Source organism: Breoghania corrubedonensis (genome assembly GCF_003053845.1).
GTDB lineage: Bacteria > Pseudomonadota > Alphaproteobacteria > Rhizobiales > Stappiaceae > Breoghania > Breoghania corrubedonensis.
In genome coordinates, this window is sequence record NZ_QAYG01000006.1 from 31,413 (window position 1) to 55,628 (window position 24,216).

Sequence of the window (24,216 nt, forward strand, 5' to 3'; positions counted from 1 at the left end):
TTTTCAGTCCGGCTATGTAATTGGAGGTTTGCGTCATGGCGGGGGAACGCATATATTCGGCCTAATTTCCCGTCAATTTGACGATTTGCGGCTTTCCCGGGACGCACCCCGGGGGACCGGACGAGAGGAGCTTATCAAAATGGCGAACACGCCGCTGATGCCCAAGGCGACCGCGGTCTGGCTGGTCGACAACACGTCGCTGTCCTTCGACCAGATCGCCGTCTTCTGCAAGCTGCATCCGCTGGAAGTGAAGGCGATTGCGGATGGCGAAGCCGCCCAGGGCATCAAGGGTCTCGATCCGATCCAGACGGGTCAGCTGACCCGTGATGAGATCGAACGCGTGCAGAAGAGCCCGTCGGCGACCCTGAAGCTTTCCACGCCGAAGACCCGCGTTCCCGAGGCCAAGCGCAAGGGGCCGCGCTATACGCCCGTCTCACGGCGCCAGGATCGGCCGAATGCGATCATGTGGCTGGTGCGCAACCATCCGGAACTGAAGGACGCGCAGATCATGCGGCTCGTCGGCACCACCAAGCCGACGATCGAATCGATCCGCGAGCGCACCCACTGGAACGCTGCCAATCTGACGCCGTCCGATCCGGTAACGCTCGGCCTGTGCTCGCAGATGGAACTCGACATGGAAGTCGAGAAGGCCGCGCGTCTGGCCCCGCCGCCGGTGGAGCAGCCGGAAGAGGCCGTCACTCTCCTGCCCGTCGAGGACACCACGTCCGAGGACGCCATGGCCGCAGCCTTCGCCAGGCCCGCGCCCAAGTTGCCTGCCGAGCAGGAATACGATGCGGCGGCAGTGTTCGCGAAGCTCACTTCGCTGAAGAAGGGCCACGACGGGGACGACGAGGAATAGGATTTCCCGTCAGTTACGGATTGGAAAGGGGCGCCTCGGGCGCCCTTTTTTGTTCCGTGCTCGGGGTGGTGGAGGAAGGAAGCGGAGCGCGCTTTCGCGCGCGCTTGTTGCGCTGGATTCCGGCTCAGCGTTCGGCCTTTGCCTCACTTGTCCGGAATGAGGAAATGCTTGGTTAGCTTGAAGTTTCCCACAGACGCCCTCATTCCGGGCGGTCTGCGCCGCAGGCGCCCCAAACCCACTTGGGCCAGACCCGGAATCCAGCGCAATACGTGCGCGCGAAAGCGCGCTCCGCCTTTACCTATCGCGTCGTGAGCTTCAGCTCTATGCGGCGGTTCTTGGCGTAGGCCTCGTCGGTGGTGCCGTCATCCAGCGGCTGGTTGGAGCCGAAACCGGCGGCGACCAGCCGTTTCGGGTCCACGCCCTTGTCGATCAGATAACGCACGACGGAAATCGCGCGCGCCGCCGACAGTTCCCAGTTGGAGCGGAAACGGCTGGTGGGCGAGACGGGGCGGGCATCGGTGTGGCCGTCGACGCGCAGCACCCAGTTGATTTCGTCGGGGATCTCGCCAGCCAGCTGGTTCACCGCCTCCGCCAGTTTGTCGAGTTCTTCCCGGCCGGCCACGTTGATCTCGTCGGAGCCGGACGAGAACAGAACCTCCGACTGGAAGACGAAACGGTCGCCGACGACGCGGATGTCGGAGCGCTGGGACAGGATCTCGCGCAGGCGGCCGAAGAAGTCGGACCGGTAGCGCGACAGCTCCTGCACGCGCTGGGCGAGCGCCACGTTCAGCCGGCGGCCGAGATCGGAGATCTTGGTCTGGCTCTCGCGGTCCCGGCTCTCGGATGCCTCCAGCGCATCCTCAAGGGCGGCGATCTGGCGGCGTAGCGCCGAAATCTGCTGGTTGAGGAGCTCAACCTGCGAGAGCGCGCGGGCCGACAGGCGCTTTTCGTCGGAAAGCTGGTTTTCCAAAGTGGCGATGCGGCCGCCGGCCTGGGAGGCGGCGCCGGTCTTGTTGTCGACGAGGCCCTGAAGACGGTCCTTGTCGCTCTGCGTGCTCGCCAGATTGGCCTGAAGGGAGGCGATCTGGTCCTGCAGGTCGCGGTTGTTGCCGCGCGACAGGGCGAGAAGCTGGGTCAGTTCGCTGATCTGCGAGTTCAGCCGGTTCAAAACCGTGTCGCGGCCGGAGATTTCCTGGGAGAGGAAGAACTGCGAGAGCATGAAGACGACGAGCAGGAAGATGATGACGAGCAGCAGCGTCGCCATGGCATCGACGAAACCCGGCCAGTAGTTGGTGCTTCGGTCACGACCGCGGCCGCGCGAAATCGCCATCTCAGTCCCTCGGGTTCTTGAGCGCGTCGGAAAGGGTTTCCAGAAGCCTCTCGATGCGGACCTGCTGTTCGGACTGGCTGTCGGCCCATTCGCGCATCATGCGCTGTTCGGAGCGCACGTGCTGGACGAGGCCCTGAATGCCTTCCGCGAGGTTCGCCATGGCTTGCGAAGTGGCCCGGCTGCCGCTGGAAGCGCCGTTTTCCTGAACCGTGCGGCGAAGCTGGTCGATCGCGACACGCAGTTCGGAGTAGTTGTTCGCCTGCTCGACCGGATAGGGCGAGCCCTCGTCGTCGATCTCGATCTCGGTGACGGTGGAGAGCCAGTCTTCCAGTTCGTTGTAGAAACGGGTCTGGGCCTGGGTCGCCTGCAGTTCGAGAAAGCCGAGCAGCAGCGAGCCGGTGAGACCGAAGAGCGAGGAGGAAAACGCCGTGCCCATGCCGCCGAGCGGGGCTTCCAGACCGGTCTTCAGGTCCTCGAAGATCACGTTGGCATCGCCGGAGCCGACATTGAGCGACTGGATGACGTCGCCCACCGCGCTGACCGTCTGCAGCAGGCCCCAGAAGGTGCCGAGAAGGCCGAGGAAGACGAGCAGGCCCGTCAGGTAGCGCCCCAGCTCGCGCGCCTCGTCGAGGCGGGTGCCGATCGAATCCATGATCGAGCGCATGACCTGGGGCGTGATCGCCATCTCGCCGATGCGGTTGCCGAGCAGCACAGACATCGGCGCCAGCAGCACGGGCGGGCGGCGGACCTCCAGCCCCGGATCGCCGAGGCGGAAGCCGTTGACCCAGTTCACCTCCCGAAACAGCCGAACCACCTGGATGAAGGAGAGCACGATGCCGAGCACGCCGACCAGGATGATGACGCCGTTCAGGAAGGGATTGGAGGCAAAGGCGGTGGCGATCGGCCGGTAGAGGATGATCGGGATGAAACTCACCAGCGCGAGGAAGATCAGCATCCGCCAGAGATAGATCTGCGGGCTGGAGAGCTTATAGGGATCGAGATCGCGTGCCATCGGGTCCGCCGGCCAAGCTTGTTAACCTGTTGGCAGTGATAGCGTGAATTCCGCGCCCAATGAAACCGGAAATCGGTAAGACGGCCGTACTGTGCCGTCGGCCGCGCCCGCCAGTGCGGTTCGCGGCCCTTGCGGAAACGGCCGAGGCGGAGCGAAATCAGGCGGGCTTGCGCGCCTTTTTGAGCAGATCGAGCAGGCCGTGATGGATGAACTCGTTGCCCGCCACGACCGACCCCGTTTCGAAGATCTTCTCGCCGCCGGTCGCATCGGAGACGTAGCCGCCGGCCTCGCGAATCATCAAAAGGCCGGCTGCCATGTCCCAGGATTTCAGATCGTGCTCCCAGAAACCGTCGAGGCGGCCGGAGGCGACCCAGGCGAGATCTATGGCGGCGGCGCCTGCGCGGCGGATGCCGGAAACCTCGCCCATGACGTGGCGCAGCTCCATCAGCGCGCGGCCGTGATCGCCGCGGCCCAGATGCGGAATGCCGGTGCCGATCACGCAATCGGTCATGGTGGCACGGCCGGCCACGCGCAGGCGACGGTTGTTCAGGAAGGCGCCGTTGCCCTTTTCCGCCGTGTAGAGCTCGTCCATCACCGGATTGTAGATCACGCCGGCGACGATCTGGCCCTGGCGTTCGAGCGCAATCGAAATGCCGAAGATCGGAATGCCGTGCAGGAAATTCGTCGTGCCGTCGAGCGGATCGACGATGAAACGGTGCTGCGCGTCGGTGCCTTCGATGGTGCCCGATTCCTCCATCAGCAGCGAATAGCCGGGCCGCGCACGCTGAAGTTCCTCGCGCAGGATCTTTTCCGCGCGGTGGTCGGCGGCGGTGACGAAGTCGCCGGGGCCCTTTCGGGAGACCTGGAGGTTTTCCACCTCGCCGAAATCACGGGTGAGGGCGCGGCCGGCCTTGGTGGCGGCGGCGACCATGACGTTGAGAATCGCGGAACGGGCCATCTTGCCCCTCCTTGGGGGCTCAGTCTTTTCCAGCCGGCAGTGGTGCCGGCCGGGAGGATCGAATGTTGTGAATTGCCGAAAGGCGGTCTGGCGCTTCGACGGCGGTCTAGTCGGCGCGCTTCACGTAGGCGACTTCACTGGTGTCGACCACGATGCGCTCGCCTGCCGTGATAAACGGGGGAACGAGAACGCGCACGCCGTTTTCAAGAACGGCCGGCTTGTAGGACGAGGACTGCGTCTGTCCCTTCACCACGGCGTCGGCCTCGGTGATCTGGAGCGTGACGAACTGCGGCAGGTTGATGCCGATGGGCTTGCCGTCGTGCATGTCGAGCGTCACCGTCATGCCGTCCTGCAGGAAGGCGGCACGGTCGCCGACGAATTCGCTCTGCAGCTCGATCTGCTCGTAGGTGTCTGAGTCCATGAACACCAGCATGTCGTCCTGGGCATAGAGGAACTGGAAGTCCTTCTGCTCCAGGCGAACGCGCTCGACCTTGTCTTCCGAGCGGAAGCGCTCGTTGAGCTTGCGGCCGTCGATGAGGTTCTTCATCTCGACCTGCGCGAAGGCACCGCCCTTGCCGGGCTTGACGTGCTGGACCTTGACCACGGCCCACAGGGTATCCTGGTGCTGCAAGACGTTGCTGGGCTTGATTTCGTTGCCGTTGATCTTCATGGATCTCGTTCGCGTCGTTAGGGGAAGGCCGGGCCTGAATGCCGCGGGCGCGGCTCATGCCGTTGCGCGGCAGTCTCCACCACATTTCCGTGTCGTTTTCAAGGTAAAATGGCCTGGCGGTCGGGCTAGTCGCCCGCCGGGCCGCCCGTCCGGCCACCCTTTTTCGGGGTGTCAGGCGGTACGGGCGTCTCATCGGCCGGCACATTCTCGGCACCTGCGGCCGGTACGCGCGGCACGTTCGCCGCCCCCGGCACCTGGCCTTGTGTCCAGTTCGCTGCCTCGCGGCGCGCCTCTTCCAGTGTCTTGGCATCGAGCGAGGCCAGAAAGCCGTCAAGCCAGAGGTCGGAAAGCCCCGCCTTGCGCGCGATCAGGTGCCAGGTCGCCGCCTTGAGCGGATCGACCGCCATGCCGCGCCCGGTGGCATAAAGGCGCGCGAGACGATTCATGGCCACCGGATTGCCAGACTGGGCGGCGCGTTCAAACCACATCGCCGCCTCCGCCTCGTTGGGCTCCACGCCTTCGCCGTTGAAACGCAGGATACCGTAGCGCACTTCGGCCGCCACGGACCCGTTGCGCGCCGCCCGTCCCATCCAGAAGGCGCCGTGGCGCAGGTCGCGGTCCGGCGCTTCAGGATCCAGATAGGCATCGGCGAGCGCGTATTGCGCGTCGGTATCGCCGTTTTCCGCGGCCTTCTGAATGAATTTCAGCCCCTTCTGACGGTCCTGCGGAAGGCCGTCGCCTTGCAGGTAGAGAATGCCGAGATTGTAGGAGGCGCTGTCGATGCCGGCCTTGTCGGCCTGCTCGAAAAGCTCCCCGGCTTTCGCCTTGTCGGCCTTCACGCCGGTGCCCAGCAGATAGAACAGGCCAAGGCGGTATGCGGCCTGCGCGTCGCCGGCCTTGGCGGCGATCTCGTACCAGCTCGCGGATATCTTTACGTCCTGGCTGACGCCGTAGCCGCGCTCGTAGAGCACGCCCAGCAACGTCTGGGCGGCATGGTCGCCGTCCTGCGCGCGGCGCGTGGCGACGGCGACTGCGGTCAGGTAGTAGCCGCGCTGAAAGGCGCCATAGGCATAGTCGCGTTCGGGATCGCGCGGTACGGGGCCGGTCGCGACCTGCGGCGGTTCCTCGATGGCAAGTTTCAGCCGCGGAACCGCCTTGCCGGGCAGTTTCGCGGTGCCGATAAGCGGCGGGGCCGGCAGTCTCGGCCGCATGTCGGGCGAAAGCACGGGCGCGGCCATCATTCCCGATGATGCATTGTCAGGCGCCGCCGGGGGAACGGGCGCCGCCGCATGGGCCGTCGCGGTCATGGCGAGCGATGCAGTGAGCGCCAGCGCAGTACCGCGCCGGGGAAAATATCGACGTGAGCAATGCCGGCGGGCCTGCCTCATCCGGCGGCCTCCTCGGCGGCCGCGATCTCGGCCGCCACGGTATCGAGGATGGCGTTGGCTTCTTCAACCGCGGCCTTTGGGCCCTTGGGATGGTCCCAGACCCCGGCGCGCAGGGCGACGAATTCCGCCTTGGTCTCGGCCACCGGGCGCACGGAGGCGATGTCGCGTCCGGCGAGCGCCACACACGGGATCTCGAACACCTCGGCCCACCAGTCGGCGAAATCGATGGTCTTGCGGTGTGCCTCGTCGTGTTCTTCCAGGTCGAGCATGCCGAAGAAGACATAGTCGGTGTCGAGTTCGGCCAGCTCCATCGCGTGGTGGCGTTCCTTGATATGGCCGACGCCGACGATGCGGTTGGGCTGGAAGGTTTCCTGCGCGAGCTTGAGATCCTCAAGCCCGCTGTCGATCTGGACGCCGTCGGCGCGCGCGCGTCCGGCAACGCGCGTGTCGTTGAGGATCAGCGCCGCGACGCCGGCCTCCTGGGCGATCGGCACGATCTTTTCCGCCAAAAGTTGAGCCGCGTCCTCATCGCCCTCGGGAAGGGTGATCAGCAGGCAGGCCACGTCTCCGCCGGAAAGGGCTTCGCCGAGCGGGGCGGCGAAGGCCTCCGCATCGAAGTCTGTCGGCGTGATGAGAAACAGGCGGGAACGGAACACTGTTGGAACTCCTGAAGGCGTTCGGTGGCGATGTGGCATCCAATAACGGCAAAATCGCGCAATCGGCAAATTACTAGGCGTCTGAGGTCAAGAAAATGTTGCAGCGAGAGGCGCGGAGAGGGTGCCGCGTGCCGCCGGATTGGCAATCGCCTCAGTGTAGGTTCCTGACGTGCCGGCTGGCTGCTCAGGCCGGACCGGCCTTTGCGAACGATCTCTCCAGTGTCATCCCAAATCTGCGGAGCGGCACTTCGCGCCGTACTGCGCCGGGGATGACACCGGCGATATTCGCCAAAAGCGCCCAAAGTTCTCACGCCTGCAAAAAAAGAATCGACGGGCGCGATGGCCCGTCGATCCATGTCGTCACTGTCTGAAACGTGCGCCTTACGCCGTTTCCAGATCCTTCGACCAGGTGCCGGTCGCCGCCATGCCGTTCATCCGCGCGCGGTGCTCGAAGGCGGCCTGGGCGGCAGCCCAGTTCTCGTCCTTGCCCGACCAGGCCTTGAGCGCCGCCTGCTGCAGGGCGCGGCCGTAGGAGAAGGTCAGCGTCCAGGGCAGGTTGCCCATCGCGTTCATCGCCGACAGGTTTTGCGTCGCCTGCACGTCGCTCTGGCCACCCGACAGGAAGGCGATGCCGCCGACAGCCGCCGGCACGGTCGATTTCAGGCAGCGCACGGTCATTTCCGCGACCTCTTCGGCCGATGCCTGGTCCGGGCACTTCTGGCCGGCGATCACCATGTTCGGCTTCAGGATCATCCCCTCAAGCAGGATGCCCGCCTGGTAGAGCTCACCGAAGATCGTGTTGAGCGTCCATTCCGTGACCTCGTAGCAAGTTTCGATATCATGGCTGGAGAAGGCGCCATCCATCAGCACTTCCGGCTCCACGATCGGCACGATACCGGCCTCCTGGCACAGCGCCGCGTAGCGCGCCAGCGCATGGGCGTTGGCGGAGATGCAGTTCGACGATGGCATCGCCTCGCCGATGGTGATGACGCCGCGCCACTTGGCGAAGCGCGCGCCGAGATCATAATACTCGGCCAGGCGTTCACGCAGGCCGTCGAGACCCTCGGTCACCTTCTCGTCCTCGAAGCCGGCGAGCGGCTTGGCGCCCTGGTCGACCTTGATGCCCGGAACGGCGCCGGCCGCCTTGATGAGATCGACGAGCGGCGTGCCGTCCTTGGCCTTCTGGCGGATGGTCTCGTCATACAGGATGACCCCGGAGATGCATTCGTTCATCGCGGTCTCGGCGCGAAACAACATCTCGCGATAATCGCGGCGATTGTCCTCGGTGTTTTCCACGCCGATCTGGTCAAAGCGCTTCTTGATGGTGCCTGTGCTCTCGTCGGCCGCCAGGATACCCTGGCCCGGTGCCATCATGGCCTCAGCAATATCTTCCAGATTCTCGCTCATGTGATGACCTTCCACTCCCGGTTCTGATGATCTTGATTAAGGGGGCGTTCTAGTTTTCGCGCTCAAGCGCCGCGACACCCGGCAGGACCTTGCCTTCCAGCCATTCCAGAAAGGCGCCGCCGGCGGTGGAGACATAGCTGAAATCCTGCGCCACGCCCGCATGATTGAGCGCGGCCACCGTGTCGCCGCCGCCGGCGACCGACAGCAGCGCGCCGGACTTCGTGCGCGCCGCCGCATGGCGGGCGGCCGCGACGGTGGCACGATCGAACGGCTCGATCTCGAAAGCGCCGAGCGGGCCGTTCCACACCAGCGTGGCGGCCGCGTCGATCTTCTCCTTCACGGTCTCGATGGACTTCGCGCCCACGTCTAGGATCATCGCGTCGGCGGGAATCGAATCGAGCGCCATAGTCTCGCTTGCCGCGTTGGCCTTGAATTCACGTGCCACAACCGCATCGACAGGCAGCACGATCTCGCAGCCTTCCGCGCCGGCCTTGTCCATGATGCGGCGCGCGGTGTCGGCCAGATCATGCTCGCACAGCGACTTGCCGACATCCGTGCCTTGAGCGGCCAGGAAGGTGTTGGCCATGCCGCCACCGATCACCAGCATGTCGACCCGGGCGACGAGATTTTCCAGAAGGTCGATCTTGGAGGAAACCTTCGCCCCGCCGACGACCGCCAGCACGGGCCGCTTGGGGGAGCCGAGTGCGGCGCCCAGCGCGTCGAGCTCTGCCTGCATGGTGCGCCCCGCGCAGGCCGGCAGCAGGTGGGCGAGGCCTTCGGTGGAGGCATGCGCGCGGTGGGCGGCGGAAAACGCGTCGTTCACGTAGACATCGCCGTTCTCGGCCAAGGCCTTGGCGAAGTCGGGATCGTTCTTTTCCTCGCCCTTGTGATAGCGGGTGTTTTCCAGCAGCAGGATGCCGCCCGGTACCATCTTCTCAACCGCCGCCCTGGCCTCCGGGCCGACGCAATCCTCAGCGAAATCGACGTGGAGACCGAGCAGTTCGGAAAGCGGCCGCACGACGGGCTTCAGCGACATGGAAGCCACGCGCTCGCCCTTGGGGCGGCCGAAATGGGCCAGCAGGATGACCTTGCCGTTCTTCGCCGCGATATCGCGGATGGTCGGCAACACCCGTTCGATGCGGGTCGTGTCGGTGACCTTGCCGTCCTCCATCGGGACGTTCAGATCGACGCGCACCAGAACGCGCTTGTCCGCGAAATCCATGTCGTCGAGAGAGCGGTAACTCATTACCCTGCGAGCCTCCATCTTTTGTTTTGCGCCAGCCTCTTTCAAGCGCGTCCGATCCGGTCGAGTTCCCTGATCATCAGGATCCAACGCTTTGTGGCCGTTTTCCAGCCTTCGTGCACGGCATCGCGTGCGGCACATTCGCGGTAACCGGCGCGTTCGTAAAGCCTGCGCGCGCCATCGTTGTCGTCCGCGACGATGATCGACATGCGCGAAAGGTCTTTGGCGCGCGCGATCTCCCGGGCGGTTTCCAGAAGGCGGGTGCCGTGGCCCTTGCCGCGATGTCGGGGGCAGGCGGCAAGCACGTTCACATACCAGCTGTCGGGGGCGAGGTTCTCAAGCTCCTGCAGCGGCACGAACAGTGCCCGCATGTCATCCGTGGGGACGGGCTCGGACCCGATCGCATACCCCAAGAGCATGGCGATCGCGCCTGCGCCCTCGTCGAGGACGACAATCTGACCGTCCTGCGCCTTTTCCGCCTGCCGGGCCCGGCCGACCTCCCACGGGTCTTGACCGTCCTGCGCCATTTCCGCCCAAAGGTGGAGCGGCAGGCCATCGCCGGCGAAATTGACAAGATCGGCAAGCCTTGCCGCATCCGAGGCCATGGCGATGCGCAAGGGGGGCAGAAGAGGGATCATCGTTCTGGCGCTCCGCACCCGCGGGTCTCGACAGGAAGCACACGACGTTTCTCCCAAACGGCCGGAGGGAGACGATTGGATAGAAAAAGGGCGCGGCCGTTGTCGTCCGCGCCCTTCGTTCGATCAGATGTGCTTGGCCATCGCCACGGCGGTGTCGGCCATGCGGTTGGAGAAGCCCCACTCGTTGTCGTACCAGGACATGACGCGCACGAAGGTGCCGTCCATCACCTTGGTCTGGTCCATGTGGAACGTCGAGGAGTGCGGGTCATGGTTGAAGTCCATGGACACCAGCTTCTCGTCCGTGAAGCCGAGGATGCCCTTGAGCTTGCCGTCGGCGGCCTTGCGGATCGCGTCGTTGATCTCCTCGACCGTCGTCTCGCGCTTGGCGATGAACTTGAAGTCGATGACGGAGACGTTCGGCGTCGGGACGCGGATGGAGACGCCGTCCAGCTTGCCGTTGAGCTCCGGCAGCACCAGGCCGACGGCCTTGGCGGCACCGGTCGTGGTCGGGATCATCGACATGGCGGCTGCGCGGGCGCGGTAGAGATCCTTGTGCATCGTGTCCAGCGTCGGCTGGTCGCCGGTGTAGGAATGGATCGTCGTCATGAAGCCCGTCTCGATGCCAACCGCTTCGTTGAGGACGTAGGCGACGGGCGCCAGGCAGTTGGTGGTGCACGAGGCGTTGGAGACGACAAGGTCGTCCTTCGTCAGCGCATCGGTGTTGACGCCGAAGACGATGGTCTTGTCGGCGCCCGCAGCCGGGGCGGAGACGAGGACGCGCTTGGCACCAGCCTCAAGATGCATCGACGCCTTCTCCTTGGCGGTGAAGATGCCGGTGCATTCCATGGCGATGTCGATGCCGAGTTCGCCCCAGGGCAGTTCCTTCGGGTCGCGGATCGCCGTCACCTTGATCGGCTTGCCGCCGTCGATGACGATGGTCTCGCCGGAGACCTCGACCTTGGCGGGGAAATGGCCGTGCACGGAATCGTGGCGCAGCAGGTGGGCGTTTGTCTCCACCGGGCCGAGATCGTTGATCGCAACCACCTCGATGTCGGTGCGACCCGATTCCACGATTGCGCGCAGCACGTTACGTCCGATGCGACCGAAACCGTTGATTGCGACCTTCACCGCCATTTCCTCATACTCCTGTCTGCGCGCCATCCGGCGCCGTCCATCCGTTTCAGGATCCCAAAGCCCCGGCGAACACGCCGGAACTCATTCCTCCGTGGTCGTTTCCAGGGCCTCGAGACGGGCCTTGGCCTTCGATACGGCCACCTCGGCGGTAATGCCGAAATGCTCGTAGAGTTCCTTGTAGGGGCCGCTGGCGCCGAAACTGTCCATGCCGACGAAAAGCCCGTCGTCGCCGATGAAGCGCGACCAGCCCATCTCGATGCCGGCCTCAATGGCGATCTTCACCGGCGCGGTGCCGATGATCGAGGCGCGGTAGTCGTCCGACTGCTTCTTGAACAGCTCGAACGACGGCACGGAGACGACGCGGGCCGGGATGCCGTCCTCGGTCAGCTGGGCGTGGGCGGCCATCGCGATCTCGACTTCCGAGCCGGTGGCGAACAGCGTCACCTTCGCCTCATCGTCGCAGGAACAGACCTCGTAGGCGCCGTTGCCGCAAAGGTTCTTTTCCTCAAGCTGGGCGCGGAAGGCGGCGAGATTCTGACGCGTCAGCGCCAGCACGCTCGGCCCGTTCCGGTTCTCCAGCGCGATCTGCCAGCATTCCGCCGTCTCCGTCGCGTCCGCCGGACGCAGCACGAGAAGGTTGGGAATGGCGCGCAGCGCCGCCAGATGCTCCACCGGCTGGTGGGTCGGGCCGTCTTCGCCAAGGCCGATGGAATCGTGCGTCATCACGTAGATCACACGAATGCCCATAAGCGCCGAAAGCCGGATGGCCGGGCGGCAATAGTCGGTGAAGACCATGAAGGTGCCGGAATAGGGGATGACACCGCCGTGCAGCGCCATGCCGTTCATCGCGGCGGCCATGCCGTGTTCGCGGATACCCCAGTGGACGAAGCGGCCGGAGAAATCGTCCGGCGTGATCGCCTTCATGTCCTTGGTGCGGGTGTTGTTGGAGCCGGTCAGGTCGGCCGAGCCGCCGATCGTCTCCGGCACCGCCGCGTTGATCGCCTCGAGAGCCACTTCGGACGCCTTGCGGGTGGCGAGCGAGGGCATGTCGGAGACATGCTTTGCCTTCAACGTGCGAATCGCGTCGGTAAGCGCTGACGGCAGGTCGCCACGCTGGCGGCGTTCGAACTCGGCACGCGTCTCGGCGTCCGCGGCCTCGAAGCGCTTGGCCCACTCGGTATTGGCCTGGGCGGCACGCAGACCGGCGATGCGCCATGCGTCGCGGATATCGGCCGGGATCTCGAAGGGTTCATCCGTCCAGCCGAGCGCCTCGCGGGTGATCTTGATTTCGTCGACGCCGAGCGGCGAGCCGTGAGCGGAATTCTTGCCGGCCTTGTTGGGCGAGCCGTAGCCGATCGTGGTCTTGCAGGCGATCAGCGTCGGCCGGTCGGACTTGCGGGCCGCCTCGATCGCGGTGGCGATTTGGGACGGATTATGGCCGTCGACGTTCACCGTCTCCCAGCCGCAGGCCTTGAAGCGGGCGGGCTGGTCGGTCGAATCGGACAGCGAGATCGCCCCGTCGATGGAGATACCGTTGTCGTCCCACAGCACGATCAGCTTGTTGAGCTTCAGGTGCCCGGCGAGCGAGATCGCCTCCTGGGAGATGCCTTCCATCAGGCAGCCGTCGCCAACCAGTGCGTAGGTGTGGTGGTTGACCAGATCTTCGCCGAACTCGGCCTGGAGCATGCGTTCCGTCATCGCCATGCCGACAGCATTGGCGAGGCCCTGGCCGAGCGGACCGGTGGTCGTCTCGATACCGCCGCCATGGCCGTATTCGGGATGACCGGCGGTCCTGGCGCCGAGCTGACGGAAGTTCTTCAGCTCATCCAGCGTGAAGTCCTCGTAGCCGGTCAGATGCAGCAGCGAATAGAGCAGCATCGAGCCGTGACCGGCCGACAGCACGAAGCGGTCGCGGTCGGCCCACTTGGGCTCGGTGGGATCGAAGCGCAGGAAACGCGTGAAGAGGACGGTGGCGATGTCGGCCGCGCCCATCGGCAGGCCGGGATGGCCGGAATTGGCCTTCTGCACGGCATCGATGGAGAGGAAGCGGACCGCGTTGGCCATCCGGTTGTGTTTGTCGAGATCGGTCATCTGATACCTGTGGCCCGAGCGGCCGGAGCGGTTGCCGCGATCGTCCGAGGTTCTGGTTTAAAAGTGAAGGCGTTGCTCGAAAAGCATATCGCTTGAAAAGCAGACGCCGGCACCCCGGCCCTGCGAGGCGGCACGACAAATAGCAGGAACCTTTGTTGAGTCAATGCAAGCGCTTGGGCAAACCCTTATGCGGATTACGCAGGGAAATCGCGCCGCAAGCGCCGCATATGGCTTGCGTTGGCCGTGGTTTATGTACATGTCATTTCGCAAGATCGTCGTGCAAGCGCCCGCGATTGTTGACGGACTGAGGAATGAACGCCTAATCTGCGCAAGCCGGATCCTGAAGGACCAACCGTCAGTGCAGCCGCCAGGGGCGACGTTTCGACCGCTTTTCGTTCTCTGGAAAACATCGGCGCTTTTGTCAGGTTCGGCGCATCAGATCGGGGAACTGCCGTGTCTTTGACCGCAGTCCGGCAGGCAAGGCCGGTATCGAGGTCCGCGAACGGGGACCGGCACCGGGAACGGGGAACCAGTTTGAGGCCGGAGCGTTCCGTGCCAGGCGGTTTTCGCACGGGAAAAATATGAGCCAGGCCAGCAAACTCGATGCGGCTTTTCAGCGTTTATCGGCGTCGATCGGGCAGCTTGAGGCGGCCGTCAACCGGCGTATCGCCAGCGAGAAGACCGTGGGCGCGCTGCAGGACGAGCTGCAGCGGCTGAACGAGGATCGCGCCCGCCTGGCCGAAACGCTGGACGGCGCGGAGTCGCGTTCGGACCGGCTGGAAAAAGCCAACAAGGAAGTCTCGCGTCGGCTCGTTTCGGCAATGGAATCAATTCGTACGGTATTGGAAAGCCACGGAGGCTGAGGCATGGCGCAGGTCAATGTGACGATCAACGGCCGAGCCTATCGCATGGCCTGCGACGACGGCGAGGAAGAGCGGTTGCTCGGTCTTGGCCGCCGTTTTGACGAGACGATCGGAACCCTTCGTTCCAGCTTCGGCGAGATCGGCGATCAGCGGCTGACAGTCATGGCGGGCGTCATGATGACCGATTTGCTGAGCGAGGCGGAGCGGCGCATCAAGAGCCTCGAATCGGAGCTGTCGGGTTTACGCGAATCGCGCGAGGCGGTGCTCAACCACAATGCGCAAAGCGAAGCTCAGCTCGCGGGCCGCGTGGACGAGGCCGCTGGCCGGATCGAGGCGCTGGCGCAGGAACTCAACAAGTCCGTCCGCGAGGAACAGGGCTGAGGCGGTCACTGCCTGTTTCTGGCAGTATGGTCCGCTAGAGAAGTGCCCCGGCCGAGGGCCTTCGAGCTTGAGACCACACCCGCATGTCGCGTTCCGAACGTCTGCTTGATCTTCTCCAGCTCTTGCGCGGTTACCGCAGGCCCGTGAGCGGCGCGACACTTGCCGCCGCGCTGGATGTGAGCCTGCGCACGCTTTATCGCGACATTGTCAGCCTGCAGGCGCAAGGCGCCGAAATCGAAGGGGAGCCGGGCGTCGGCTATGTGTTGAAGCCGGGCTTCCTGCTGCCGCCGCTGATGTTTTCCGAAGACGAGATCGAGGCCCTGGTGCTCGGCATGCGCTATGCGGGCAGGCGCGGCGATGCGCGTCTCGGCGCGGCCGCCTCCAGCGCGCTTGCGAAGGTCGGCGCCGTGCTGCCGGCGGATCTGCGCGAGACCCTGGACGCCTCCACTCTCTTCGCCGTTCTCAACGAGAGCCAGCCGGACGAACCGATCGATCTGGCCGGTCTGCGCGATGCGATCCGGCGCGAGCGGGAGCTGGAAATCGAGTATCGCACCGGCGAGGGCGTCTCCAGCCGCCGCGTGATATGGCCCTTCATGCTGGGCTTTTTCGATCGCGTGCGCGTCACCGTGGCCTGGTGTGCGTTACGTCAGGACTTCCGCGCCTTTCGTACCGACCGGATCCTGTCCATGGTCGAAACCGGGAGGCGTTATCCGCGTCGCCGTCAGGAGATGTTGGCGCGGTGGCGTGAGAAGGAAGGCATTCCCACCTGAGACGGGTGTGCTGCGGGACTGTGGAAAACAATGCTGACAGAAATTGGCAGTATCGCCGTCTAGGGTCTTTCCCGTGACCAACCAACGGGAGATCCTCACCATGTCCACAGGCGACTACACCCTTCTCTATGTCGATGACATTTCCGCGAGCCGGGACTTCTATGCCGGCATGCTCAAGCGTGAGCCAGTCGAGGACGGCCCCACGTTTGTTCTCTTCATCCTCGATTCCGGCGCGAAGTTCGGCCTGTGGAAGCGCGATGAGGTGCAGCCGCCGGCCGGTCCCAGAGGTGGGCATGCGGGCGAATGCTGTTTCTCCGTCGCGGACGAGGCCACACTCGAGCGGATTTTCGGCGACGTGAACAAGCGCGGCCTGCCGATTGCCCAGGCGCCGTCGCGGATGGATTTCGGCTACACCTTCGTCTTGCTCGATCCAGACGGAAACCGGCTTCGTGTCTTTGCGCCGGCGATGGCGCCGGCCTCCTGAACAGGACGGACCTGAGCCGGGAGAACCCGGGGGGCAGACATGAAATGAATCGTGATGCCGGAGGCGGCGGGCTTTTCACCGTCAATATGACATGCGTAACGTCAGCCTCTGGCGTCCGTGCCCATCGCGTCCTATATGTCGATGCGGCGTTGCTGCGCTGCGCGTTAGCAGACTGAATCCCCGGGGCCTTAATGATCCCAAAGGGAGCTGTACCTGACCGGGCCCGTGGGCCCGGACAAACGGCGCCCACCTACGTTGTAGGTTTCCCGGGATCAAACTCTCGACGGCTGCCGTGGCTTCGCCAGTTCTTTTCTCTCCTCCCTGTGCCGTTTTCCCGTGCTTTCGCGAGGTCGTCTCGCGAAGGCCCCGTGGCATTGCGTCTTTCGGCTTCGTTTTGCCCAATTCATCCGGCGTCTTCTGGCCGGCTTGAAAGTGGCAGCGAAAGGACGCGGCATGCCCGAACCGACATTCTCACCAAACCAGGCGACGACGCACACGGCCGACGCTGATGCAGCGCCCGAGGGCGCGGCGCCTGAATTCTTCGGTGCTGCAGGCCTTGAGGACCGGGGCCAGGCGGGAGATCTCGCAAAGGACCAGCCTGCCGGCGAAAGGCCGATCCTCGCCGACGGCCTGATCACGGGCGATCCGGACGATGCGATTCGCAGGGCGGCGGCGACGGCGGTGTGCGATGCCGCAGCCTATCTCCAGAAATCGCAGAAGGTCGCGGAAGCCGCGCTCGCGCTTGCCATGGCGCGTCTCCACGAGGCGGGGGACGCTGCGGGCGCGCGCGACTATGCGGCCGTGGCCCGCGAGGCGGCGGGAACCGCCGTGGAGAACCTTGCAAGCGTCAGCGGTGCGGCGGAGGCGCTCCTGCGCGGTCTTTCGCGTCCTTCGGGCGAAACGAACTTCCTCGATATCGTGAGCGATGCCGAACTCGACATTCAGGCGGACCGCTGAGCCGGATCACGGCAGAGCGTCCCGCCTGCGATGGGCGCTGGCAATCGGAAATATGCCGGACGGGCGCGTTGCGACACGCAAGCGTGCGGGTGCCGACCTCTCTCCTCGTTAGTCCTTTTGCGCGCTGGCCCCTTTTCTTGTCGGGAAAGGAGGGATACGAACGGCGACAGACGCGTTCGGGCGCCGCAAGCTGGCCGTTTTCGTTCTTGTGCGTGCGGCGCGACAGGCTTTTCGTCAGGATTCCATATGAGCGATTATTTGCCTAATGCGACCAAGGACAGCTTGCGCACCGCGGCTCTCGCCCGCCGCGGTGCGCTGGAGCCGGCCGCTCGCATTGAGGCCTCGCTTTGCGTGGCGGAGCGGGTGGAACAGCTCGGCCTTCCCGTCGGCGCGATGGTTGCCGGTTTCTGGCCGATCCGCGACGAGATCGATCCCCGCCCGCTGATGGCCGGCTTGCGCGAACGCGGGCACGGCTTGTGTCTGCCGGTGGTGGCCGAGCCGCATCTGATCTTTCGCGAGCTCCTGCGCGGGGCGGAACTGGTCGCCGCTGGTTTCGGCACCGTCGCGCCTGGTCCCGGGGCTGCCGAGGTCGTCCCGGACGTTCTGCTGGTGCCGCTCGCCGCCTTCGATCGGACCGGTCATCGCATCGGCTACGGCAAGGGACATTACGATCGCGCGATTGCCGCGATCGGTGCAAATCGTCCATTGCGCTTGATTGGTGTCGCCTTTGCGGTGCAGGAAGTCGAAACGGTTCCTTTCGAGGACCATGACAGGCCGCTGGATGCGATCGTGACCGAGACGGAGCTGATCCGTTGCCGGGCCTGACCTACAACACAAAATACGAGGATGCCGCATGAGGCTCTTGTTCCTGGGTGACCTTGTCGGGCGCAGTGGCCGCAACGTGGTGATTGACCGATTGCCGGGGCTGGTGGAGCGCTGGCAACTCGATTTCGTCACGGTCAACGGCGAGAATGCCGCCGGCGGTTTCGGTATCACCGAGGAGATCTGCCAGGACGTGATCGACGCGGGCGCCGATGTGGTGACGCTCGGCAACCATTCCTGGGACCAGCGCGAGGCACTTGTCTTCATCACGCGTCAGGACCGGCTGCTCAGGCCCGTCAACTATCCCAAGGGTACGCCGGGACGTGGCGCCCATCTCTACACGGCGCGAAACGGCGCCAACGTATTCGTCATGAACGTGATGGGCCGGGTCTACATGGATGCGTTGGACGATCCCTTCGCCGCCGTCGGGCGCGAACTCGATGCCTGCCCGCTCGGTCAGGTCGCTGATGCGGTCATCATCGACATGCACGCCGAAGCCACCAGTGAAAAGCAGGCAATGGGCCATTTCGCCGATGGCCGCGCGAGCCTTGTCGTGGGCACCCACACCCATGTGCCGACCGCCGACCACCAGATTCTCGAGGGCGGAACGGCCTACATGTCGGATGCGGGCATGTGCGGCGACTATGACAGCGTGCTCGGCATGGAAAAGGACGAGCCGGTCAACCGCTTCATGACCAAGATCCCCTCCGCCCGCTTCACCGCCTCGCTGGGCGAGGCGACGTTGTGCGGCGTGGCGGTGGAAACCGACGACGCCACGGGGCTCGCCATCAACGTCGCCCCGGTCCGTATCGGCGGCAAGCTCAGCCAGGCTTTGCCGGATTTCTGGTAACAGGTTGCCGAGGGGTGGCTCAAGACGCCTGTCGTTGACTTTCCTCCATCATCCCGCGGCTTTGTCCGGGGGATGATGGTAGAGAGACGGGGCAGAGCGCAGGCAGTGGAAAGCCGCAGGCGGGCGGCCTGAGTCCGTTCTCAGAAGAACAGTCCGTTCTCAGAAGAACCGCACCATCCGCCTCAGAACCCACAGTGGCGTCTTGTAAGGCGGATAGAGCAGGCTGCCTTCCGGCTTCAGCGCACGACGCACGATGGCGCGCTGATGAGAGAACGCGTCGAAACCCACCTTGCCATGATAGGCGCCCATGCCGCTGTCGCCGATACCGCCGAAGGGCAGGCGGGTGTTGATGACCTGCGATAGCGTGTCGTTGATGGCCGCGCCGCCCGACGGGAGATGGCACAGGATGCGCTCCTGTGTCGCGCGGTCGTTCGAAAAGATGTAAAGCGCCAGCGGCTTCGGCCGGTTCTTCAGGATGATCAGTTCTGTATCAAGGTCCTCATAGGCCATGATCGGAAGGAGGGGGCCGAAGATCTCGCCCGCCATCAGCGGGTGCGACCAGTCGAGGCCGCTGATCAGGGTCGGTGCGATGTAGCGTGCGTCCCGGTCGGTCTCTCCGCCCGCCACGATCTGTGCACCTTCCATCAGGCGCGTCAGCCGGTTGAAATGGCGCTCGTTGACGATGCGGCTGTAATCGGGGCTGTCCTTCGGCACATAGCCGTAGAACTTCGCGATCGTCTCGATCAGCTTTTCCTGCAAGGCGTCCTTGATGGAGGCTTCCGCGAGGATGAAATCGGGCGCGACGCAGGTCTGTCCGGCATTGAGAAACTTGCCCCAGGCGATGCGGCGCGCCGCGATGTCGAGATTGGCGTCGGCGGTCACGATGCAGGGGTTCTTGCCACCCAGTTCCAGGATGACGGGGGTGAGATGGCGGGACGCTGCCTGCATGACGGTGCGCCCGACAACCGTGCCGCCTGTGTAGAAGATCAAGTCGAAACGCTGGTCCAGCAGCGTCTGCGAGACGTCCGCCTCGCCTTCGAAGACGGCGACGTGATGCGGCTTGAAGGTTTCGCGGATGATCCGGGCGATAATGGTGGAGCTCTCGGGTGCGGATTCCGATGGCTTCACCACGGCGCAATTGCCCGCCGCGATCGCCGGGATCAGCGGTCCGAGGGCGAGCTGGAAGGGATAGTTCCACGGCGCGATGATCAGCGTGGTGCCGTAAGGCTCGGCCTGGACGCGGCTTGAGGCGCGCAGCGTGACGAGTGGCGAGCGCACGCGGCGGGGCTTCGACCAGCGGCGCAGCCTTGCGAGCGTCGTGTCGATTTCGCGCAGCAGCATCGCGATCTCGCTGGCGTAGGCCTCGGTTCTGGGTCGCCCGAGATCGGCCTGCATCGCGGCGAGAATGTCCTTTTCGGCTTTCGCGACGGACCTGCGCAGCGCCTTGAGGCTTTGCCGGCGGAACGCGATGTCGCGGGTGAAGCCGGTTCGGAATGCGGCGCGCTGGTACTCGGCGATGGAGGCGATGTCAGTCCGTTCGTCGTCGTGCGTGCGGGCGGGCTTGTCAGGTTCTTCAGGTGCGGCGGCCGCGGATGCGGCCGTTTCGTCCTGTTCCAGTGTGTCTGTCATGCCGCTTGTCCTTGCTCATGCAATCGTGTGAAATGCTCAAACCCTGCCTCATGGTCAGAAAGTGGGGCGGCAGCGGCGTCCACTCAATCCCGCAAGATCGGCGTTGATGCCGCACCCCCGCTGGATTTCCGCGGCGTTGCGAATTATAAGCGCCCCTTGAAGCCATTTCCGCGGAGCGTCGTGTGCGCCGGCGGGCCTTTTGCGCAAGGCCCCGTGCGCCCGCTCCGGATGCGAAATCCCGAAACGAGATGCCAGGTACCTCATGGCCGGACATTCACAGTTCAAGAACATCATGCACCGCAAGGGCCGTCAGGACGCGGTGCGCTCGAAACTCTTTTCCAAGCTGTCGAAGGAAATCACGGTCGCCGCGAAGGTCGGCGGACCGGATATCGACGGCAACCCGCGTCTCCGCCTTGCGGTCCAGAACGCCCGCGCCCAGTCGATGCCCAAGGACAACATCCAGCGGGCGATCAACAAGTCGCAGTCGGGTGATGGCGATAACTACGAAGAGATCCGCTACGAGGGCTATGGCCCCGGCGGCGTCGCGGTGATCGTCGAGTTGCTGACCGACAACCGCAACCGCTCGGCGTCCAACGTGCGCTCCTACTTCACCAAATGCGGTGGCGCCATGGGCGAGACGGGCTCGGTCGCCTTCATGTTCGACCGGGTCGGCGAGATCACCTTCAAGCCGGCGGTCGGCGATGCCGACACGGTGCTGGAAAAGGCCATCGAGGCGGGCGCCGAGGATGTGCAGTCCGACGAGGACGGCCACACGATCTATTGCGCCTTCGAGGATCTGGGCGACGTGTCCAAGTCTCTGGAAGGCGACCTTGGCGAAGCCGAATCCATCAAGGCGATCTGGAAGCCGCAGACCAACACGGAAGTCGACGAGGAAAAGGCAGGCACGCTGATGAAGCTGATCGCCATGTTCGACGACGATGACGACGTGCAGAACGTCTACACGAACTTCGAGGTTTCCGACGAGGTCATGGCGAAGCTGACGGCCGCCTGATTTTCGTCCACACTCAAACGGTTTGAGAAGGCGCGCCGCATCCGTGGCGCGCCTTCTCGTTTCCGCGGCGCTTCGTCAAGGCAGGGGGCGTTCGTAGATGGCGGCGGGAATGCCGCTCTTGTTGCCGGTGACGCCGCAGTCGCTCGTCTCGCCGACCTTTTCAAACCCCTTCGCCTCGTAGAAGCTGACGGCCTTTTCGTTGGCGGGCTCCACCTCGATCCTCAGGGTGCTTGCATCGGGAAAGGCCTCGACGATTTCGGCGAGAAGCATCGCGCCGGTTCCCTGGCCCTGGCAGCCGGGCCGGACGTAGAGCTGGTGCAGCATGACCGTCTTCGCCTTCGCGTCCGCCATGGCGGCGAAGGCCACCCCGCCAATGCGCTCGCCGTCGTCGGCGACGATGAATTCCGAGCCCGGCCGCGCCAACTGCGTCTTCAGCGCCTCCACCGAATGCCAGGCGGCGGTGATGTCGGCGACCTTGTCCGGTCCGTAGATCCGGTCATAGGTGTCGTGCCAGGTCTCGGCGAGGAGCGCCGAGATCTTTTCGAGATCCTGCTTGCCGGCGGTGCGGATGAAGAACAAGGGGATGGCTCCGTTGCTTTGCTTGGCGCGCGCGGCTGCACGCTTGTCCAGATGGCCCAGAGAGCTTTCCGACCAAGCGAAATCGCTCCAGAAGAAACCTTTTGAGCATATCCTTGTCGACCGGATCAAATCGACCGGGTCGAAATATGCTCCAGCGACAGGGCTCCGTCGGTCTTGATGGTCCTGAGGGCGAAGTTCGAGCGGATGTCCTCTACCATGTCCAGCGTCAGCAGCCGTTCGGTGAGCAATCGCTCGTAGTCGGCCAGCGTCGGGACGACGACCTCGGCAAGGAAGTCGGCCGCACCCGATACCATGTGGCAAGCGACCACCTCCGGCATGGCCTCGAGCGACCTCTGCAACCCGGCCGCGTTGTCGTGGGTATGCTTGGAGACGCGGATCTCGACGAAGACGGTCAGGTCGAGCCCGATCTTCTTGCGATCGAGGACGGCGCGATAGCCGCGCACGATGCCGTCCGCCTCCAGCCGCTTGACCCGCCTGAGGCACGGCGAGGGCGACAACGCGATGCGCTCCGACAGCTCCACGTTGGTGAGCCGACCGTCTTCCTGTAACTCGGACAGGATGCGCATGTCTGCTGCGTCTATCATATGATTTGGCATGATCTGGCTCTGTATCTGTATCTGATGGCAGAATATTGCTGAATGATCGCACTGACGTCTCGAAATGGCAAGGACATGCCCAGGCCTCCGGCGCCATGATCGCATCAGATTCCGCAAGGAAGTGATGAGAGAGAAGCCATGTTCATTCCTGCTTCGCAGCATGCCCCGGATCGCAACATGACCATCGCAAAGGGGGTCGCCTGCGCGCTCGTCACCGTGACGATCTGGGCGCAGTGGATCGTCTCCACCCGCTACGCCGCCGCGGTCCACCTTCCGCTGGGCTGGCTCGGGCTGATCCGCTACGGCGTGCCGGCGCTCGTGCTGGCGCCGTTCTGGCTGCGCGGCGGCCTGTTGCCGAAGGGCGTCGACCGCCGGCTCCTGATCGTCATGGTGGCCGGCTGCGGCGCCCCGTTCTTCGCCGTCGTCTCCAACGCGCTGCAGAAGGCGCCGGCAGCTTCCGCGGGCGTGCTGCTGATGGGCGTGCTGCCGCTGGCGACCGCCATCCTGTCGCGGCTGATCCTCAAGGAAACCTTCGGTGCGGTCAGGCTTGCCGGCTTTGGCCTGAGCCTTGTCGCGGTCGCACTGATCGGGCTCGCCATCGATCTTTCGGTGGCCGGCGGCGCGCTCCTGCTGCTGCCGCTCGGCGCGATGCTTTGGGCCGGCTACACGCTCGCCTTCCGCCGTAGCGGTCTCACGCCGGTCCATGCGACCGGGCTCATCAGCGTTTGGTCGGCACTCCTCTTCGTCCCGCTCGTGGTCTTCGACGGTTTCGCGCCGCTGACGGCCATCGATCCCGGTGCGCTCGGCTGGCAGATGGTGGCGCAGGGCGTGCTGTCGGGCCTCGTCGCGCTCGTAACCTACGGCATCGCTGTGCGCCGGCTCGGTTCGTCCAACACAGCGGCCTTCGGCGCGCTGGCACCCGCGCTTGCGGCGCTGATGGCAATCCCGGCGCTGGGGGAAATGCCTGACCTCGCCACGTCGGTCGGCGTCGCACTGGCGGTGATGGGGGTGCTGCTGGCGAGCGGCGTCGTCGGGTTCGGATGGATTGGCCGGAAGGTCGCCTGGGCGATCGGTGGCCGCGCTACCTGAGCACGCCGTCCAGTGCCGGCAGCGAGCCGATGGCCGCGATCGCGATGAGCGCGTAGGCCACCCGGCGGAATGTCTTTTCCGAGGCGAAGGCGAAAGCGCGGGTGCCGAGGAAAAGCGCCACGGCGTTCGCCGGCATGATCACCACCAGCAGCCGTGCCACGTCCATCGTGAAGAAGCCGTTCCACCAGAAGGCGGCGAAGGCGCCGAGGCTCGCTATGGCGAAATAGACGATGAGATTGGCGCGGATGACCTGGGCCTGCGAGGGGCCGGACATCCAGAAGGCGATCACCGGCGGTCCGGCGATCTGCGAGGCGCCGGAGAGGAAGCCCGAGGTCATGCCGACGCCGAAGGAAATCGGCATCGTCGGCCGCCCCTTGTAGCGCCAGCCTGAGATGAGCAGGACGAGCAGACACAGCACCAGCAGCGAAATGCCCCAGCGCAGCAGCTGCGGGTCGGAGTGGGCGAGCACGTAGGCGCCGAGTGGCACTGTCAGCATGGCCGCGACGACGGCGGGCAGGATGGTGCGCCAGTCGCAGATCCTCACCGCCTTGAAGGCCATCGGCAGGGCGACGATGTCGTCCATTACCAGAAAGGCGGCGGCCGCGATGCGCGGATCGATCACGGCGCTTGCGACCGGCATGAAGACCATCGCCCCGCCAAAGCCCGCAAAGCCGCGCACCGCCCCGCCGACTGCGGCCGCAAGGCAGACGAGAAGCACGGATGGCTCCGAGAAGGACGGCATGAGATCGTCGAGCATGGGTGACCGTGTGGGCGAGG

At 64.8% G+C, this 24,216-nt stretch carries 25 protein-coding genes and 1 other RNA gene; 11 read left to right on the plus strand and 15 right to left on the minus strand.

Annotated elements, in window-relative coordinates; genetic code table 11:
* The first annotated feature begins 139 nt into the window (after positions 1–139).
* A complete protein-coding gene (locus C8N35_RS15400) occupies positions 140–859 on the plus strand; it encodes a DUF1013 domain-containing protein (protein WP_107990611.1) in 720 nt (239 codons plus the stop codon).
* A 298-nt stretch (positions 860–1,157) separates the two neighbouring features.
* Here the strand turns inward: C8N35_RS15400 and C8N35_RS15405 are convergent, their stop codons facing one another.
* The 11 genes from C8N35_RS15405 to tkt form a co-directional block, all read right to left on the minus strand.
* The gene (locus C8N35_RS15405; RefSeq protein WP_107990612.1) at positions 1,158–2,189 is read right to left on the minus strand and encodes a peptidoglycan -binding protein; all 1,032 of its coding nucleotides are present in this window, start codon (positions 2,187–2,189) and stop codon (positions 1,158–1,160) included.
* A 1-nt stretch (position 2,190) separates the two neighbouring features.
* The gene (locus tag C8N35_RS15410) at positions 2,191–3,201 is read right to left on the minus strand and encodes a flagellar motor protein MotA (RefSeq protein WP_107990613.1); all 1,011 of its coding nucleotides are present in this window, start codon (positions 3,199–3,201) and stop codon (positions 2,191–2,193) included.
* 157 nt (positions 3,202–3,358) lie between these two features.
* Positions 3,359–4,159: an inositol monophosphatase family protein gene (locus C8N35_RS15415; protein ID WP_107990614.1), complete on the minus strand. Its 801-nt coding sequence runs from the start codon at positions 4,157–4,159 to the stop codon at positions 3,359–3,361.
* 106 nt (positions 4,160–4,265) lie between these two features.
* Entirely contained in the window at positions 4,266–4,829 is a 564-nt protein-coding gene (gene efp / locus C8N35_RS15420) for an elongation factor P (RefSeq protein WP_107990615.1), read from the minus strand.
* 125 nt (positions 4,830–4,954) lie between these two features.
* Positions 4,955–6,217, minus strand: a complete 1,263-nt coding sequence (locus C8N35_RS15425) for a tetratricopeptide repeat protein (RefSeq protein ID WP_107990616.1) — start codon at positions 6,215–6,217, stop codon at positions 4,955–4,957.
* Positions 6,214–6,873 carry a thiamine phosphate synthase gene (locus C8N35_RS15430; protein ID WP_210203550.1) on the minus strand — a complete coding sequence of 220 codons (660 nt, stop codon included), beginning with the start codon at positions 6,871–6,873 and terminating at the stop codon, positions 6,214–6,216. Before C8N35_RS15430 ends, C8N35_RS15425 begins: the two co-directional genes overlap by 4 nt.
* A gap of 381 nt (positions 6,874–7,254) precedes the next feature.
* Positions 7,255–8,280, minus strand: coding sequence for a class I fructose-bisphosphate aldolase (locus C8N35_RS15435; RefSeq protein WP_107990618.1), 1,026 nt, complete (start codon positions 8,278–8,280; stop codon positions 7,255–7,257).
* A gap of 49 nt (positions 8,281–8,329) precedes the next feature.
* Entirely contained in the window at positions 8,330–9,526 is a 1,197-nt protein-coding gene (locus C8N35_RS15440) for a phosphoglycerate kinase (protein WP_107990619.1), read from the minus strand.
* 41 nt (positions 9,527–9,567) lie between these two features.
* Positions 9,568–10,161, minus strand: a complete 594-nt coding sequence (locus tag C8N35_RS15445) for a GNAT family N-acetyltransferase (protein WP_107990620.1) — start codon at positions 10,159–10,161, stop codon at positions 9,568–9,570.
* Positions 10,162–10,284: 123 nt separating this feature from the next.
* Complete coding sequence (gene gap / locus C8N35_RS15450; protein WP_107990821.1) at positions 10,285–11,295, minus strand: type I glyceraldehyde-3-phosphate dehydrogenase; 1,011 nt, start codon at positions 11,293–11,295, stop codon at positions 10,285–10,287.
* Between the two features lie 81 nt (positions 11,296–11,376).
* A complete protein-coding gene (gene tkt / locus C8N35_RS15455; protein ID WP_107990621.1) occupies positions 11,377–13,386 on the minus strand; it encodes a transketolase in 2,010 nt (669 codons plus the stop codon).
* Between the two features lie 581 nt (positions 13,387–13,967).
* On the opposite strand from tkt, the gene C8N35_RS15460 reads away from it, so the two are divergent.
* The 8 genes from C8N35_RS15460 (at position 13,968) to C8N35_RS15495 (ending at position 18,513) form a co-directional block, all read left to right on the plus strand.
* Positions 13,968–14,249 carry a DUF4164 domain-containing protein gene (locus C8N35_RS15460; RefSeq protein WP_107990622.1) on the plus strand — a complete coding sequence of 94 codons (282 nt, stop codon included), beginning with the start codon at positions 13,968–13,970 and terminating at the stop codon, positions 14,247–14,249.
* Positions 14,250–14,252: 3 nt separating this feature from the next.
* Positions 14,253–14,630, plus strand: coding sequence for a cell division protein ZapA (locus tag C8N35_RS15465; protein WP_107990623.1), 378 nt, complete (start codon positions 14,253–14,255; stop codon positions 14,628–14,630).
* An 83-nt stretch (positions 14,631–14,713) separates the two neighbouring features.
* Entirely contained in the window at positions 14,714–15,400 is a 687-nt protein-coding gene (locus C8N35_RS15470; protein ID WP_107990624.1) for a helix-turn-helix transcriptional regulator, read from the plus strand.
* A gap of 73 nt (positions 15,401–15,473) precedes the next feature.
* On the plus strand, positions 15,474–15,884 hold the full coding sequence (locus C8N35_RS15475) for a VOC family protein (RefSeq protein ID WP_245926813.1): 411 nt from the start codon (positions 15,474–15,476) through the stop codon (positions 15,882–15,884).
* Positions 15,885–16,030: 146 nt separating this feature from the next.
* Positions 16,031–16,187, plus strand: a non-coding RNA gene (gene ssrS, locus C8N35_RS15480) — 6S RNA.
* 150 nt (positions 16,188–16,337) lie between these two features.
* Positions 16,338–16,841 carry a hypothetical protein gene (locus C8N35_RS15485; RefSeq protein ID WP_107990626.1) on the plus strand — a complete coding sequence of 168 codons (504 nt, stop codon included), beginning with the start codon at positions 16,338–16,340 and terminating at the stop codon, positions 16,839–16,841.
* Positions 16,842–17,087: 246 nt separating this feature from the next.
* Complete coding sequence (locus C8N35_RS15490; RefSeq protein ID WP_107990627.1) at positions 17,088–17,666, plus strand: 5-formyltetrahydrofolate cyclo-ligase; 579 nt, start codon at positions 17,088–17,090, stop codon at positions 17,664–17,666.
* A 28-nt stretch (positions 17,667–17,694) separates the two neighbouring features.
* Positions 17,695–18,513 carry a TIGR00282 family metallophosphoesterase gene (locus C8N35_RS15495; protein WP_107990628.1) on the plus strand — a complete coding sequence of 273 codons (819 nt, stop codon included), beginning with the start codon at positions 17,695–17,697 and terminating at the stop codon, positions 18,511–18,513.
* Between the two features lie 159 nt (positions 18,514–18,672).
* Here C8N35_RS15495 and C8N35_RS15500 read toward each other — a convergent pair whose 3' ends face one another.
* Positions 18,673–20,142: an aldehyde dehydrogenase gene (locus C8N35_RS15500; RefSeq protein WP_107990629.1), complete on the minus strand. Its 1,470-nt coding sequence runs from the start codon at positions 20,140–20,142 to the stop codon at positions 18,673–18,675.
* A 262-nt stretch (positions 20,143–20,404) separates the two neighbouring features.
* On the opposite strand from C8N35_RS15500, the gene C8N35_RS15505 reads away from it, so the two are divergent.
* Complete coding sequence (locus C8N35_RS15505) at positions 20,405–21,154, plus strand: YebC/PmpR family DNA-binding transcriptional regulator (RefSeq protein ID WP_107990630.1); 750 nt, start codon at positions 20,405–20,407, stop codon at positions 21,152–21,154.
* Positions 21,155–21,229: 75 nt separating this feature from the next.
* Here C8N35_RS15505 and C8N35_RS15510 read toward each other — a convergent pair whose 3' ends face one another.
* Both C8N35_RS15510 and C8N35_RS15515 read right to left on the minus strand, forming a co-directional pair.
* The gene (locus tag C8N35_RS15510) at positions 21,230–21,733 is read right to left on the minus strand and encodes a GNAT family N-acetyltransferase (protein WP_107990822.1); all 504 of its coding nucleotides are present in this window, start codon (positions 21,731–21,733) and stop codon (positions 21,230–21,232) included.
* A 125-nt stretch (positions 21,734–21,858) separates the two neighbouring features.
* The gene (locus tag C8N35_RS15515) at positions 21,859–22,338 is read right to left on the minus strand and encodes an Lrp/AsnC family transcriptional regulator (protein ID WP_428977116.1); all 480 of its coding nucleotides are present in this window, start codon (positions 22,336–22,338) and stop codon (positions 21,859–21,861) included.
* Positions 22,339–22,527: 189 nt separating this feature from the next.
* Between C8N35_RS15515 and C8N35_RS15520 the strand changes: the two genes are divergently transcribed.
* The gene (locus C8N35_RS15520; RefSeq protein ID WP_170122121.1) at positions 22,528–23,439 is read left to right on the plus strand and encodes a DMT family transporter; all 912 of its coding nucleotides are present in this window, start codon (positions 22,528–22,530) and stop codon (positions 23,437–23,439) included.
* Here the strand turns inward: C8N35_RS15520 and C8N35_RS15525 are convergent.
* Positions 23,432–24,196, minus strand: a complete 765-nt coding sequence (locus tag C8N35_RS15525) for a sulfite exporter TauE/SafE family protein (protein WP_210203551.1) — start codon at positions 24,194–24,196, stop codon at positions 23,432–23,434. The genes C8N35_RS15520 and C8N35_RS15525 overlap by 8 nt on opposite strands.
* Positions 24,197–24,216: the final 20 nt, after the last annotated feature.